Annotated in this window: 18 protein-coding genes; 16 read left to right on the forward strand and 2 right to left on the reverse strand. The window is 38.4% G+C overall.

The window, feature by feature from the left end:
* Window positions 1–58: 58 nt before the first annotated feature.
* Both arr and T546_RS0110170 read left to right on the forward strand, forming a co-directional pair.
* Window positions 59–484 (forward strand): NAD(+)--rifampin ADP-ribosyltransferase, encoded by a 426-nt coding sequence (arr, locus tag T546_RS25920; protein WP_242842224.1) that lies wholly within the window; start codon window positions 59–61, stop codon window positions 482–484.
* Between the two features lie 137 nt (window positions 485–621).
* Window positions 622–972, forward strand: coding sequence for a DUF2200 domain-containing protein (locus T546_RS0110170; protein WP_026891515.1), 351 nt, complete (start codon window positions 622–624; stop codon window positions 970–972).
* Window positions 973–1,103: 131 nt separating this feature from the next.
* Here T546_RS0110170 and T546_RS0110175 read toward each other — a convergent pair whose 3' ends face one another.
* Entirely contained in the window at window positions 1,104–2,261 is a 1,158-nt protein-coding gene (locus T546_RS0110175; protein WP_026891516.1) for a macrolide family glycosyltransferase, read from the reverse strand.
* Window positions 2,251–2,892, reverse strand: coding sequence for a TetR/AcrR family transcriptional regulator (locus tag T546_RS0110180; RefSeq protein WP_026891517.1), 642 nt, complete (start codon window positions 2,890–2,892; stop codon window positions 2,251–2,253). The genes T546_RS0110175 and T546_RS0110180 overlap by 11 nt, the downstream gene beginning before the upstream one ends.
* 301 nt (window positions 2,893–3,193) lie before the next feature.
* On the opposite strand from T546_RS0110180, the gene T546_RS0110185 reads away from it, so the two are divergent.
* Genes T546_RS0110185 through T546_RS0110250 form a run of 14 tightly spaced genes read left to right on the forward strand, consistent with a single transcriptional unit; the run spans window position 3,194 to window position 15,381 of the window.
* Window positions 3,194–4,135, forward strand: a complete 942-nt coding sequence (locus T546_RS0110185) for an ACP S-malonyltransferase (protein WP_026891518.1) — start codon at window positions 3,194–3,196, stop codon at window positions 4,133–4,135.
* Between the two features lie 14 nt (window positions 4,136–4,149).
* On the forward strand, window positions 4,150–4,890 hold the full coding sequence (locus tag T546_RS0110190) for an SDR family NAD(P)-dependent oxidoreductase (protein WP_026891519.1): 741 nt from the start codon (window positions 4,150–4,152) through the stop codon (window positions 4,888–4,890).
* A gap of 20 nt (window positions 4,891–4,910) precedes the next feature.
* Entirely contained in the window at window positions 4,911–5,303 is a 393-nt protein-coding gene (locus T546_RS23285) for an acyl carrier protein (RefSeq protein WP_026891520.1), read from the forward strand.
* Window position 5,304: 1 nt separating this feature from the next.
* Window positions 5,305–5,739, forward strand: coding sequence for a hotdog family protein (locus T546_RS0110200; protein ID WP_026891521.1), 435 nt, complete (start codon window positions 5,305–5,307; stop codon window positions 5,737–5,739).
* Between the two features lie 44 nt (window positions 5,740–5,783).
* On the forward strand, window positions 5,784–7,040 hold the full coding sequence (locus T546_RS0110205) for a beta-ketoacyl-[acyl-carrier-protein] synthase family protein (RefSeq protein WP_026891522.1): 1,257 nt from the start codon (window positions 5,784–5,786) through the stop codon (window positions 7,038–7,040).
* The gene (locus T546_RS0110210) at window positions 7,030–7,446 is read left to right on the forward strand and encodes a hotdog family protein (RefSeq protein WP_026891523.1); all 417 of its coding nucleotides are present in this window, start codon (window positions 7,030–7,032) and stop codon (window positions 7,444–7,446) included. The genes T546_RS0110205 and T546_RS0110210 overlap by 11 nt, the downstream gene beginning before the upstream one ends.
* Window positions 7,416–8,459 carry a beta-ketoacyl synthase N-terminal-like domain-containing protein gene (locus T546_RS0110215; protein WP_026891524.1) on the forward strand — a complete coding sequence of 348 codons (1,044 nt, stop codon included), beginning with the start codon at window positions 7,416–7,418 and terminating at the stop codon, window positions 8,457–8,459. The genes T546_RS0110210 and T546_RS0110215 overlap by 31 nt, the downstream gene beginning before the upstream one ends.
* Window positions 8,456–9,496, forward strand: coding sequence for a 3-oxoacyl-ACP synthase III family protein (locus T546_RS0110220; RefSeq protein WP_026891525.1), 1,041 nt, complete (start codon window positions 8,456–8,458; stop codon window positions 9,494–9,496). The genes T546_RS0110215 and T546_RS0110220 overlap by 4 nt, the downstream gene beginning before the upstream one ends.
* On the forward strand, window positions 9,484–10,233 hold the full coding sequence (locus T546_RS0110225; RefSeq protein WP_026891526.1) for an SDR family oxidoreductase: 750 nt from the start codon (window positions 9,484–9,486) through the stop codon (window positions 10,231–10,233). The genes T546_RS0110220 and T546_RS0110225 overlap by 13 nt, the downstream gene beginning before the upstream one ends.
* A gap of 25 nt (window positions 10,234–10,258) precedes the next feature.
* Entirely contained in the window at window positions 10,259–11,902 is a 1,644-nt protein-coding gene (locus tag T546_RS0110230) for a PEP-utilizing enzyme (RefSeq protein ID WP_026891527.1), read from the forward strand.
* Window positions 11,877–12,377, forward strand: a complete 501-nt coding sequence (locus T546_RS0110235) for a 4'-phosphopantetheinyl transferase family protein (RefSeq protein ID WP_026891528.1) — start codon at window positions 11,877–11,879, stop codon at window positions 12,375–12,377. Before T546_RS0110230 ends, T546_RS0110235 begins: the two co-directional genes overlap by 26 nt.
* Window positions 12,374–13,546: a beta-ketoacyl-[acyl-carrier-protein] synthase family protein gene (locus T546_RS0110240; protein WP_026891529.1), complete on the forward strand. Its 1,173-nt coding sequence runs from the start codon at window positions 12,374–12,376 to the stop codon at window positions 13,544–13,546. Before T546_RS0110235 ends, T546_RS0110240 begins: the two co-directional genes overlap by 4 nt.
* Entirely contained in the window at window positions 13,543–14,406 is an 864-nt protein-coding gene (locus tag T546_RS0110245) for a beta-ketoacyl synthase N-terminal-like domain-containing protein (protein ID WP_026891530.1), read from the forward strand. The genes T546_RS0110240 and T546_RS0110245 overlap by 4 nt, the downstream gene beginning before the upstream one ends.
* Before the next feature lie 33 nt (window positions 14,407–14,439).
* Window positions 14,440–15,381, forward strand: coding sequence for a PEP/pyruvate-binding domain-containing protein (locus T546_RS0110250; protein WP_026891531.1), 942 nt, complete (start codon window positions 14,440–14,442; stop codon window positions 15,379–15,381).
* Window positions 15,382–15,401: the final 20 nt, after the last annotated feature.

Below are 15,401 nucleotides of genomic sequence, written 5' to 3' on the forward strand. Positions count from 1 at the left end.
ATTATATCGAAACATAGCAAAATGCTATGAGGATATGGGCAATTTAGATAAGGCAAAAATGAATGACCAACAATCAAAATTACATGAGGTTCCGCCAACGGATAAAGGCCCCTTTTATCATGGGACAAAAGCGGATTTACAGGTGGGTGATTTATTGACTCCAGGAGGAGAATCCAATTATAAACCCGAACTAAAGATGAACCATATTTATTTTACTGCTCTTTTAAATGGTGCAGGGCTTGCAGCTTCCTTAGCAAAAGGAGATGGAAGAGAACGAATTTATATCGTGGAACCAACAGGGGAATATGAAAATGACCCTAATGTTACAGATAAGAAATTCCCAGGCAATTTGACACGTTCTTACCGCTCATCAGAGCCTCTTAAGATTGTAGGAGAAGAAACAGAATGGTTAAAACAGACCCCGGAGCAAGTGCGAAAGTGGCGTGAAAAGCTGGCCAATAACAAAGGGGAAATCATTAATTAAGGATATGTAAATGAATACTCCAATCGGACAGGGATTAAACAGATAGAAGATTTCACCCCAATAATAAATTATAGATTCCTAAGAGAGGAATCAAATAGCAGTAACTTAATCATAAAAGAGAAAGGGAGAGTAATATCATGACAAATGAGCGTGTATTTCAAATGGCGTTTTCCTCGGTCTATCCGTTGCTTGTTAAAAAGGCAGAGCGAAAAGGGCGTACCAAATCAGAAGTCGATGCCGTGATTTGCTGGCTGACGGGCTATGAGATTTCCGGCTTGCAGGTGCAAATTGATAAGGATATTGACTACGAAACTTTCTTTTTGGAAGCCCCCAAGATAAACCCCAATGCGGTCAAAATCACAGGTGTGATTTGCGGTCATCGTGTTGAGGAGATTAAAGACCCTCTCATGCAGAAAATCAGGTGGCTTGACAAACTGGTGGACGAGCTGGCAAAAGGAAAATCATTGGAGAAGATTTTCAGAAATTGAATCACAATGCATTGACCGCAGTCCTCCATTGAAATCATCGTTTATACATGTTCTTCTTATCTTTTAACGAAAATTAGTTATGAAAGAACTGCGGTTGTGACATTCAGTAAATAAGCACGCTTAAAAGTGTATCAACTTAAATATTCCAGAATTTCTTCTGCGATCTGATTATTTCCACCGGCATTAAGCATACTCTTTTGAAAGATTTGAATGCTTTTCTTATAAGAATCATCATTTAATATATTCATTGCATTATCTGCTAAGATTTCAGGAGTCAGATGTTTTTTTGACAGTCTTTTCCCCATATGCAGGGTCTCTATTTGTCTTGCTACTGCAGGCTGGTCGTTTCCCACTGGCATTACAAGCATAGGGACTCCATAATAAATAGATTCGTTGACACTATTCATTCCGCCATGAGTGATAAATACACTTGTTTGTTTTAAAATTTCTAACTGGGGTACAAATGGATAGATAAAAATGTTATCAGGGATGGAACCTAGTTTTTCCGCTTTCACAAGCAATCCGATTGATATAATTACAGTCACAGGTTTATCCTTGAATGCCTGAATACATTTTTTAAAAAAGGATGTGGAATTATTTAAAAGTGTGCCTAGAGAGATATAAATTAAGGGAGAGCGCAGCTCGGGAAAATGAAAGGATGGATCAATTGGCCTGTCACTGATTGCTGCTCCTATGTATTTATAATGGAATGGATCAAATTCTTCAGAGAAAATTTGAAATTCTTTGATTGTGTAGGTGAAGTTTAAAGGCGGGGCATTGTCGACCATTTCTTTTGCAATGCTGTTATAGCGCAAATGAAACTTTTTCTGAATTCTCTTAGAAATCAGGCTGCATAAAAAGGGATACCGGAAAATACAGGTCATATACCATCCCCCTGTTTGACCGAAATAACTCAGAACGTGCTCATTTAAAGAGAAGGTGGAAAACAGCCGGAATGCTGGGATTCCCAGTTCATCAGCCAGAGACTTGCCAGGTAAAAACAACATTTCATAAATGAGACAGTCATAATCACGGCCAATTCGTTTCACAGTCTTATAAGCAGAGCCCCAGCTTTTTAACTCTTTTTGAGAGGGGGATAATGTTTCTGGATAATCATCATAGGGGATAAAATGAGCCCCTGTTTTTTCCACTTTTGTCTTCCAGTCAGGAGCCTGTACATAGGTGACTTCATGCCCTAGGCTAATGATCACCTTTGCAAGTCCAAGGGTGGGGTTGGTATGACCGGAAAAGGGCAGATTGACCATTAAAATTTTCTTTTTACTGTTCATAATATACTTTTAACCTTTCTTTGATTATATTTTCACTGGTTTCACTAATGAGAGGTGTCTCGAATTTTTGCAGCATTGTCACAATAAACTGGATTCTATTATATACTTCAATATATGTGCTGTTGACGATGATAGGATCCAGCCAAATATCAAATAGAAGTATAAAAATTTCTGCCATCTCTTTGGGATACTTGCAGTTAAATTCCAAGGAAGCATTTCCCTGACGAATGATCTCTTCCACATACTTACTTAAAACATTGATGGAATTTCTTAATGTATTAAGTAAAGCATAAGGAACTTTTTCCGCCCAATGATTTTGAGTTAGATTATAAAGAGTGTCATCCCCTTGTAATTCTCTTACAAGCAGATCAATTTTTTCTACGGAATTCAAATCTCTGTTCTCAACCAATCTCTCAAACAAAATTTTTATAGCCTCTTTTCTTTGAGCAATGATATATTCCATAATTTCCTGCTTGCTGTTAAAGTGATGGTATAAAGCGCCCTTAGATAATCCAGTAGATTTCATAATATCCATCATGGTCGTATTTTCAAAGCCCTTTTGAGAAAAGAGAACGGTGGCTGTTGTTGTGATCTTCTGTTTTGTAATACTGGCTTTATCTATTCTTGACATCTATTCTTACCTCCAAAAAGACCGCTGGTCGGTTTTTGTAATTGTATCAAAACAAATAATATCTGTCAACTAAAACATGCAATAATGATAAAAAAACAATAATGACTTAATATAAATAAAAATTACAAATATTTGCGCGTAATTAAAGTGGACAAAAAACGACAGAAAGTGGACATTTTTTTAAATTTGCTCATTTTTATGTTTTAATCCATAACAGATAAAATAATCTATCAATGAAAAGAACAGGATCTGAAGTATTCTGTAAGGAATACTCTGTGAGAGAGAAAGGAGGATATGGATCATGAAGTTTGCAATGTTATTTCCAGGACAGGGTGCTCAATATGTTTCTATGGGAAAAGGACTCTACGAAACGTTCGATTGGGTAAAAAAGATTTACCAGGATATCAGTAATCGCTTTGCCCTGGACCTTTACAAGTTGAGCTGCGAAAGCGATTTGGAATATCTGACGAGAACGGATCATGCTCAGATCGCCATATTTGTGGTTAGTTACATGAACTATCTTGCTTTTTTAAATGAATTTAATATTAGGCCTGAATATATGGCTGGTCACAGCCTTGGCGAATTTACTGCGCTTGCAGCATCGGGGGCATTATCTTTTGAAGAATCTCTGGGATTAGTACTTGAAAGAGGAAGGCTCATGCAGATAGAGGCAGACAAATCCCAGGGCGGAATGCTTGCGGTAAAATCAAGCTATGAAAATGTGAATCTTTTGTGCAAAGAATTTATGGAACAGCATCATTCCAAAATCAGTATATCTAATTACAATTCAGCAAATCAAATCGTTTTGTCTGGTGACTCGGATACATTAAATATAATAGAAAAGACATTGGAATCTAATGGTATATTAACGACCAGATTGAATGTTGGCGCTGCATTTCACAGCAGTTATATGGATATGGCATCCCGTGAGTTCTCATCTTTATTATCAAAAATAAACTTTTCAACCCCTAATTGTGAAGTAATTTCAAATGTCAGCAGTCTTCCGTATGGAGGAGATATTTACAGTCTGTTGTCAAAACAGATGGTTTCCACGGTTCGGTGGCATGAAACCATAAAATATCTGGAGGGGGAGGGCGTTGATATTTATATTGACCTGGGACCAAAGAGCATTTTAAAAGGCATGATGAAAAGAAGCCTGAGTAAGGGGAAAGTTTATTCCTATGAAGATGAGGAAGATAAAGTCTTACTGAATCAAATTTTAAATAAACAAGAGCAATCATAGGAAAGAGGTGAAATATGAATAAGGCAGCAGTTGTAATCGGAGGTTCCGGTGCCATTGGAAGTGAAATATGTAAGCGGCTTGCAGAAGAAAACTATCATACATATTTTACTTACCTGAAAAATAAGGATACTGCCAGTGAATTAGAGCAGGCATTTCCCGGCTATCTTCATGGCATTTCCTGCAATATCCGCAATCATGAAGAGGTGGAATTGTTAATAGACAGGGTTAAAAAGGAATGTGGCAGAGTTGATGTTTTAATTAATTGTGCAGGAATTTCAGGAGAAAGTCTTTTTGTGAACAAAAGCATTGATGAATGGACAACTGTTTTGGAAACGAATCTATTCAGCATATTTTATTCCTGCAGAGCAGTGGTTCCAATTATGCTGGAGCAGTATGGGGGAGTGATCATTAATGTATCTTCTATCTTAGGCACCTTTGGCATTCCCGGAATGGAAGACTATTGTTCCTCTAAAAGCGCTATGATCGGATTTACACAATCACTTGCTTCCGAAGTGGCGCGTTTTGGAATACGGGTCAATTGTATCAGTCCAGGTATGATTGATACCCAGATGTCGAAAGGGGCTCAAAAGCAAATTGGGAAAAGTGTTAAAAAACTAATTCCCTGCAAGGAATTCGGTTCTGCTGAAAATGTTGCAGATTTAATGGTATTTTTAATTTCTGAGAAAGCAAGTTACATTACTGGTGAAAATATACTGATTGGCGGTGGTCTGGGAAGAACGCTTCCAGTCAGTTAATAAGAAAGGTGGATAAAGCGATGGAGAACAAGGAATTATTTGACATGGTACAGGAGACGGTTGCAGAGGTACTTGACGTTGAAAAGGAGGAAATCAGTGAAGTAACAAGACCTGTTGTTGATTTGGATGCAGAATCTTTGGATTTGCTGGACATTTTGTTTAAGTTAAGCCGGCAGACCGGTAAGAAGGTAACCATGCAGGTGATCCAAAAAGATGTAAGAGGCGGTTTGACAGAAGATGAATTTATAGATGAGGCAGGATATGTTACCAGAGAGGGAGTCGAAAAAATCAAGGCTGCGATTGGAGATGACAATATTCAGGCTGAAAATATAACATCAAAAGAAGTTTTAAGGCTGATCGATATTAAATATATTATGAAAATTTTCAATGAAACCCCGGCTGGAGAAGTGTAACATGCGGTTTCATCTGATTGATAAATTATTATCATTTACGGAGTGGAAGGAAGCTTCGGCATTAAAGAATGTCACCTATGGAAATTCGGAATTTATAAATGAGAATCATTACATGGACGATACCCTTTTGCTGGAGAGTATTTTCCAGTGTGCCGCATGGCTGATTGTCATATCATCCGGTCAAACATTGAGACCAACCATTGTAACGGCAGAGGGATACCAGATATACGAACATGCCTCTCCGGGCGAACAGTTGAAAATTAATATTACCATTGAGGATTATAATGCAGAGTACGCAACCATTCGTGGAGAAGTCTATAAAAAAGATAAATTATGTGTAACATTAAAGAATGCCATTTTAAAGCTGGTTGATACCTCAGAGTTAGAGGATCCGGAAATAACAAAAAAGTATATAAAGTACTTAACTCAAAAATGAGGGGATGTTGGAATATAACATCCCTTTTTTAGAAAGGCGAAACTATGATAACAAAGGAAGATAGAAAAGTAGTCGTTACGGGAATGGGTATGATTTCGCCGATTGGTAATAATGTGGAGCAGTCCTGGAGGAATTTATTAGAGGAACAGTCGGGAATACAGCGAATCACATTATTTGATACGGAAGGGTTCTCCTGTAAAATTGCAGGACAGGTAAACGATGAGACATATCGCACTGATTTGCCATATAGCCGGGGCACACATTTTGGACTGGCGGCATCAAAAGAGGCACTTGAGGATGGGAATGTGATCAATGATGGGGATATACTTGATGAGATGGCTGTTTTCCTTGGCAATTCAGGAACAAGAACCGGGCTTGATGATTTTTCGGGAGAATTTAAGGCCCGAAATTTAAAAGAGTTAACCTTAAGGAACCTAAACAGTGACCACCAGTTTGATAAAAGCAGATATTCAGCTGCCGCAGAAACCATAGCAAAGGAACTGAAACTATACGGCGGATGTTACTCCATTACTACAGCATGTGCATCAGGCACTCAGGCAATTGGTATGGCTTATGAAAGCATCAAAGCGGGAGAAAATACGGTTGTGCTGGCAGGAGGGTGCGATGCCATGATAACGGAGATTGATTTAATGGGATTTTGCATGCTTGGAGCTGTAACAAGCGAATACAATGAAAATCCGTCAAAGGGAAGCAGGCCCTTTAATAAGGACAGAAGCGGTTTTGTTCTGGGAGAAGGGGCAGGCATGTTGATTCTTGAAGAAAAGAAACATGCTCTGGACAGGAAGGCTAAAATTTATGCTGAAATAGTGGGTTTTGGCAATGCCATCTCCGGCTACAGTATTCTCGATACGCCTCCCAATGGTGAAAATCTTGCACAAGCCATGGAAATTGCCTTGGCTGAGGCTGGAATCAACAAAAAACAGATTGGGTATATCAATGCTCATGGAACCTCAACACGCGATAATGATTCCTCAGAATCTGCAGCTGTGACCAGAGTATTTGGTGAAGATACCATGAATATTCCCATAAGTTCTACAAAGGCATCCACCGGTCATTTAATCTCTGGAGCCGGAGCCATAGAAGCTATTTTTTCTATTATGGCCCTGAAGGATCAGTGTCTTCCGCCAACCCTGAATCTTGAGGATATAGACGGAAAATGTTCCTTATTACATATCCATAAACCATTAAAAAGACCTATTGATTACGCCATGTCAAACTCTTTGGGGTTTGGGGGATCTAATGCAAGTGTCATTTTCAGGAGGGCGGAGAATGAGCTTTAAAATGGTTGATAAAATCTGCGAAGTCAGCTATTCCGGCATAAAGACAATTAAGCTGCTGTCCATCGCCGAGCCTGTATATGAAATACATTTTCCTTTTTTTCCAGTGCTTCCTGCTGTGCTCTTATTAGAAAATGTCAAACAGAGTATTGATTTATTCATAAGAAATAATGAAGAAGATAAGATATGCTTTTTTCAGGGAGTGAAAAAGCTGAAGGTATATAAAGCCCTGTGCCCTGGAGATGCAATTTTTACGGAAGTATTCTTAATCAGTAAAGCTGATGATTGCTATGTGTTTGATGCAGCTATTTATCATAATGAAACGATAGCAGCGAAATTAAAAGAAGTTAAAGTTGTTGTGGAAAAGGAGAAAACTGCATGGGAAAAAGAGTTGCAATCACAGGTCTAGGAGTCAGCCTTAAATCAGCTGAAAATGAAAAAGCTTTTAAAAACAGAAAAATAAAAAAGCTATTATCAAGAGGAGAAAAAATCTTTTGCCGTTCTGCCGTTGATGCCGTTCTTGATTCCGGAATTCTGGAAGCTGATACTGCAAATGAAAAAAGAGGAATATTTCTTGGTACAACAAAAGAATCTTCTTCCAGAACGGAGCTTTTAAATGTTTTAAAGAGCATCTATGATGGAGAAATCAGACACAAAGAGTTTGCAGAAGCCGTAGCAGAAAATATGTCTCCTCTTTTTGTAATTAAATCTCTGCCCAATGCCTGTCTTCATTATGCCGCAGAGGAATTTGGCATTAGGGGAAGTAATTCCTTATTTATAACAAATGGAGCAGCAGGTTCTCAGGCAATCGCGGCCGCGTATCATACGATTCTAAGGGACGACTGCATCTGGTGTTTGGCTGGAGGATTCGATTCTCATATGGATGAGGAAGAAGCTTATAATTTTAAACAATATGGATTTATAGCTGATATTATAGGCGAGGAAAAAAGCAGTGAGGTGTTAGGAGAAGGAGCAGGTACCTTCATTTTAGAAGATTATGACCATGCTGTTTCAAGAAATGCAAAAATATATGGTGAGATTATCGGACATGGGGAAACTTTTTTGGATCTCAATCAGGAAGAAACAGAGAATATAAGAATTCTAAAAAAGGGGATATGCAAAAGCCTGGCATCTGCTCATGAAGATGTTACTAACGTTGCATTTGTTCATGCCGATGGTCTGACCTATAAAAATTATAATGTGATTGAGGAAAAAGCCATTAAAGATATCTTTCACGACGCACCGCAGATAAATTCAAAGAATCAGTTTGGAAATCTGCTTGGGGCAGCTCCTATTGTAGAAATTGCCGAGGATTTAAATAAAAAGGAAATAGATCAAAACAAATCACAGGTATTTATGAAACTATCTGCTGGTTTTGGAGGAGAAGTATCAATCATTGTGATAAGGAGGAATGAGCTATGAATTCAAAAATATCAGGAATAGGTTCTTATTTTCCAGGTACTGCTATATCAAATGAGTTATTGACGGAAAGGTATGAAATAGATCCCTGGCTTTTAAAAGAATTAGGAGTGGAGAACCGGTTTTGGGCCTCTGATCCTGAGAGTCTTATTCTTAATGAGACACAAAGTGAGATGATGGCAAAGGCCGTAGAAGCAGCCATTGCTGATTCACAGATCAGGAAGGAGGATATAGACCTGCTGATTACCACATCAACGGTTCCGGATTATACCCTGCCAACAACTGCTACTCTGGTACAGGAGCTGTTGGAAATCAAAAAGTGTAATGCCCTGGAGATTCATTGCGGATGTGTTGGAGCGCTTCAGGCAATTGATATTGCAAATTGCTATATTAAATGCGGGAAAGCCAAAACTGTGGTAATTGCTGCAGGGAATCTAATGAGTACCTATTGGCTTCGGGATTGGAAAAATAAAGAAGTAGATGGGATGGCAGATCAACTGAATATGGCCATGTTTTCAGACAGTGCCAGTGCCATTGTGATACAAGAATCCAAGGAAGAAGGAATTTTATATAGTTTTTCAGAAAGCGTGGGCAGTGGGATTGAAAAGGGTATTTTTCTGGATATGGGCGGGGCTGTATACCCAGGAGACCAGATGGATTTTTCCGAGAACCGGCATAAATGGAGTCAAAGGCCTAAACTGATTAAAAAACATGGCAGCGCTTTATCAAAGAGTGCAATGGAAGAGCTGGCAGAAGGGACGGGCCTGGCAATAAAGGATTTAAAATGGATTATCTTCCCTCAGGCGAATCCTTCCTTACTGTTAAATGATATAGAAGCATTGAAATCCAGCGGATTTCCAGTGGAAAAAATCAGATATAACGTAAATAAAGTAGGAAATAGCGCAACTGCATCACTGTTTCATGTTCTATATGAGATCGATCAAAACGGGGAACTGTCATACGGAGACAAAATAGCCATAATTGGAGGGGAAGCTTCCAAATGGATGTATGGGGGCGTGTTGATAGAATGGAAAAAGTAGCGCTTGTTACGGGAAGCTCCAGAGGAATTGGGAAAGTAATCGCTGAACAATTACTGTTAGAAGGCTATACGGTGTATCTTCATTATTGCATGAATGAGGAAATAGCAAAAAATACTTATATCGATTTTTTGAAACGGGATTTGAAAGCAAAGCTGATTTGTTCTGATATATCAAATGAAGAGGAAATAAAGCAGATGTTTCAGAAAATTCAGGAAGAATCGGGGTATTTAGATGTACTTATAAACAATGCAGCAACTGGAGTCCATAAGAACATTACAGATACCAGAAAGAGAGACTGGGATTTTACTTTTGAGGTAAATGCAAGAGGAACATTTCTCTGCAGCAAATATGCAGTTCCTTTGATGAAAGCAGGGACATCAAGATATAAAGCAATTGTGAATATTACCAGTACCGGTAGTCAAAGGTTCATTCCAGGATATTCACTCATAGGAGGTACCAAAGCCTATATTGAAAATCTTACGAAGTATCTGGCATGTGAATTATCCGGCTATGGAATTAACGTAAATGCGGTTTCAGGAGGTTTGGTCGAAACAGACTCTTTAAATTATTTTCAGGACAAAAAACTGGTAATGGAAGAGTTTATAAAGAGAGTTCCAGCGGGCCGCATGGTTTTACCGGAGGACATTGCAAATTTGGTATTAGTTCTTTGCGATTCAAAGTCTGAGATGATAAGAGGTCAGACAATTATTGTAGACGGTGGGGCATCTTTGGTTTGAAACTAAAACCCAGGAGGAGATGAATATGAAATATAATAGCAAAAATGAAGTTTACACGGGAGGTAAAAGTTATCACGGCAAAAAGTCTCCATTTGATGTCTGGACAAGGGGGAATGTAGCGGAAGCCTTCCCCGATATCATGACACCCCTAAGCTGGTCGCTGTGGGGAGAGACCATGAATGAGCTGTTAAGAAATGCCTTCCGGTATTATTCGTTTTCATCAGAGGTGAAAGAAAAGTGCTTTATTATGCTGAAAAATGGAAAGCTTTACTACAATATCGGATTGGTCAATCTGTACATGAAACGAATAGGCCTATTTTCTATGGACGAGATTGTCGGTGGAGAAACAGCATATAAAGAGAAGAAGCAAAAGAGACGAATTCATTGGCTCAAGTTTATGGTTCATTTACCCGGCAGTATAAAAGCGGAAAAAAACAATGGGAAGCTGGAAGCAGAATCCCGTATAAAATGGAGAGAGTTTCATCGCTATCATAAAAAATGGGCTGAATTGGATTATAATTCTATGAATTTAGATGAGCTTTTTCATTTATTCAAGGAAAGAATTGTCTATGGAAAAGCAAACATGCATTTACATACGGATGCGACAACCGCTGCATTTTCTAAAATGGCAATGCTCCAATGGAAGCTTGAGAAAAATGGTTATGATAATTCAAGCTTATTAAAGCTGGTAAATGATATTGAAGGGATTGAGATGGCAGAGATCAACCAGTATATGGAACTTTTAAAAAATATGATTGAGCCATTGGAACAAAAACAGCAGATCTTGGAATGTCTGAAACATGAAAACTGGAAACAGTCCTTGCTGGATTCAGGCTTTACACAGGTCAGCCATTTTATTGAGGATAATATTATCGGCAATTATGGTCATCGGGGAAAGAATGAGCTGGAAATAAAAGAACCATACTGGGCTGAAAATCCCCGTATGCTTTTAAATATGATAATTGAAAGATGTGAGAATAAAGAAGCTTACAGGTCAAAAGAACAGGAAAAAATAAATGTAGAGGATAAGAAGTTCGGGAAATTAATCGGGCAGGCCAGAACCTTTACCATGCTGAGAGAAAATAATAAGCATTATTTGTATTTTATTATCGCAGAGATCAAAAGAATCATAAGAATATTGAATACAAAATTATGCAGCACCATACCCCAAATGGAGCAGGATGACATTTATTTTATGGAATATGAGGAGCTGGGCCGGCTGATTGGGGATATTTCTGAGTTTGAGAAAATAAAAGCAAATGTCACCGTAAGAAAGAAGATATATTCTGAATTCCGGCTAAACAGTGACGAACCTGAAACAAAAACACCAGCAAAGAAAGTGCTTCGGGGAATACCGGCCTGCTATGGACGGATAATGGGAAAGGTAAAGGTAATAAATCAGGATTATGCCGGGGACATAAAAAAGGGAGATATTATTGTGATAAAATCCCTTGATATTAGCTGGACTCCTTTGTTTTCCGTTGCAGGCGGCCTGGTTACTGAACTTGGAGGAATCTTGTCACATGCCGCTATTATAGCAAGAGAATACAATATACCTACCATTGTTAATGTAGAGAATGCTACTTCCATCTTAAAGAATGGAGACCAGATCATATTAGACGGTGAAACCGGAGTAATCCATTATGATAAAACTATTTCTACTTCATAAAAATGTGTATTCCTATCAGTCGGTCCTCCGTATGGTTCATTCCATCGATGCCAGGGGAATTGTGATTTATAATAAGAAAGGACAGGCTGTCATTAAAGAGGCGGATCTATTTCTTAGTATTTCTCATTCCGGCCAGTGGGCGGTAATCGGTATAGGAGAAGAGAAGATTGGAGTCGATATCCAGCATTATAAAGTTAAGAGCAGGGACTTTATAGAATATGTAACCGGTGAAACTGGCATATCAGTGCCGATGTTTAGTAAAATATGGTCCATTAAGGAAAGCTTTGTTAAATGGCTGGGCACTGGCTGGGTAGGAATAGAACCCAATGAAATTTACATAGACTTTAATTTGCAAAAGGTATACAGCAAAACAGAGACAGCCTATTTTATTACCTCTGAGATATTTGAATCTTATGTTGTTTGTATATGCAGTGAATTATCATCTATTCTGAAAGAAAGGATCAGGTTTGAATGAGTAATCGTGTCTTTATAACGGGAATGGGTATGATATCACCCCTTGGTGATGATGTAGATGGGAACTGGAAAAGTCTGATACAAAGAACAAACCATTTTGTGCCCTATCAGCTGTTTAAGGGAAAGGGCAAAAAGATGGAAGAATTCTATGTCGGAAGGGTTTCGTGCAGTTTGGAACAAGAAAAATACAGTAAATTAGCGGAAGACGCTTTGGTTCAGGCAATTCACGATTCAGGAATCAACCCAGAGGAAAACCAGGGGAGATGCGCATTGATAATAGGCAGCAGCTTAGGAAACAGCGAATACATGTCTCAAAACACATCTGATCGGTACTGCAAGCTGCAATTAGAGGAAGTATTACCTGAAGTTCTTGCTCATAAATTGGCTGAAAAATATTTTGTGAATTCCATTGTAATGGTGATAAACAGTGCCTGTTCCTCCTCATCCAATGCAATAGGGAAAGCATACCGTCTGATTAAGAACGATAGGATTGACTGCGCTTATGTAATCGGTATCGATTCTGTGCTTTCAGACATAGGTCTGGCCAGCTTTTCTGCTTTAGGAGTACTTAGCAGTGATGAATCAATGAGACCGTTTGATGTTCATCATAACGGATTTATTCTAAGTGAAGGATCCGGGGCTTTAATATTGCAGCGAGAAGATCACATAAAAGAAGGTCATTTAAACGATTGTACGGAAATTATCGGGTATGGTGCCAGTTGTGATGCATATCACATCGTCGCTCCTGACGGGAAAGGTGAGGGAGCTGCATTGTCCATGAAGAAGGCGCTAAAGGATGCAGGGATTCAATCCGAAGAAGTAGACTATATCAATTGCCATGGGACCGGAACGAAGCTAAATGATGAATCGGAATACAATGCAATGGAGCTGATTTTCAATCATTCGGTCTATGCAAGCTCAACCAAAGGAATGACAGGTCATTTACTGGGTGCTTGTGGAATAATAGAAACGATTTTTTCATGTCTGTCAATGAAACATAGCTTGATTCCGGGTACCGTGAATTTAAAAGATCCCATAAAAAACAATCACATTCGATTGCTGTCTGAAAATCTGCAGATAAAGTTAAATGTTGTAATGAATAACACATTTGCTTTTGGAGGACAGAATGCATCTCTGATACTAAAGAAGTGGGAAGGAGAATCTATTTGAATCGTATATTTATTAAAGATATCGTCTGCCTTTATCCGGATGAGGTCAGCGGTTGCATAGATACAAATTTGTTACTGCTTCCCAGGGAAAAAAGAAAGCTTGACCGATATTCTCAAATATCATTAGCAATCTCCAAAAAGATACATGAATGTAACCCGGATTTTTTTGAACATGGGGAAGATATTTCTGTTTTATCAGCAACCTGCTTTGGGGCCATGAATACAATAACCGATGAAGTCGCAAGGTACCATGAAACAGGATTGGTATCACCTGTTTTTATCACTAAAATACTTTCCAATATGCAAGCTGCCGTTATTGCAATTGCATTGCAGCTAAAAGGTGCTAATTATACGGTATCAACAGGTGTAAACTCATCCTGTGATGCTGTGATAGACGGATATGAGCTAATCATGGAAAACAGAGAAGGCCGGGTATTGGTTGTTAGCAGTGATTCCTGCGATGGTGAATTTGGAGCAGCGGTACATGGAAATTACTGTCAGGATGATGTGAAAGACTTTGGTGAGTGCGGAGCCGCATTATTGCTGGACTCACAGTCTGGAAATGGGGCCTTAGGGGAAATAACAGAGATACAGAGAGGGATTCTTCATCAGCACGAAAGTATCTTTAAAAGGTTACATATAGATGTTGAGAAGAAGGAGAATGGAAGTCATGGTATCTACCTTAGAGAATCCAGGAAGCAGATTATTGATCTCCCGTTTTCCTCTGGCTCCCAAACAATTTTTGATATAAAAAAAGGAATTGAATATTGCAGAGATAATAAGGATAAGGAGTTCATTGTTTATACCATTTCAAAGAAGATGATATATAGTGCAATTACCATTAAGTGCGTCCCAAATTAATTACTTTCAGGATAATGAGGAGATTTATGACGTATGTATGTTAGGAACTTAAAGGAGTTAAATATTCGTGACAATATAAATGTTGGCGGCAAGGCTGCAAATCTTGGAGAATTACACTCGTTAAAGGTTAATATTCCAATGGGATTTTGCATTACCTACAATGCATATGAAGACTTTATTAAGGAAAACGGAATTAATGAATCTATAAAGCGTTACTTAAGTGAAAATTTGAATGGAAAGATATCTCTGAAAGAGTGCAGCCAATGCATCTTAGAAAGTTTTTTACATGGAAACATACCCATTCCTATAAAAATAGAAATTATAAAGGAATACAGGGCTCTGGGAAAAAAAGCATGTGTAGCGGTAAGATCCTCCGCTAATATGGAAGACAGGAAGGATGCAAGTTTCGCAGGGCAGCAGGATACCTATTTAAATATCTCCGGAGATTTTAATGTTTTTCAACATGTGAAAAAATGCTGGGCCTCCCTCTGGTCACCGAGAGCAATCGATTACAGAAGGAAAAATAATTTTGAAGATAATCCTATTCAGATGGCGGTTCTCATTCAAAAGATGATTTCTCCTGATGCAGCAGGCGTTGTCTTTACCTGCAATCCAATGAATGATCAAAAAGGAGAAGTGCTGGTCAATTCAGCATACGGCTTGGGCGAGGCGGTTGCTTCCGGTACAGTTTCTCCAGATACATATGTTTATGATATGAACAAAAAAAGAATTATTTACAGACAAAAAGGAGGAAAAGAATATCGGTTTATTAATTCTGATAATGGCATAAAAAAGGTACTTAACAGCGGGAAATTGAAGCAGACTTATTCCTTAAATTATCTGAATGTATTGAGACTTGTTAAGGTATGCAAAAAAATTGAAGGTAGATTTGGCTGTCCTCAGGATATTGAATGGGGAATTGTAAATGGAAAAATATATATTGTGCAATCAAGACCGATAACGAATCTAAGATAAATGAGAAAATTACAATAAGT

It is taken from the genome of [Clostridium] aerotolerans DSM 5434, assembly GCF_000687555.1.
Lineage (GTDB): Bacteria > Bacillota > Clostridia > Lachnospirales > Lachnospiraceae > Lacrimispora > Lacrimispora aerotolerans.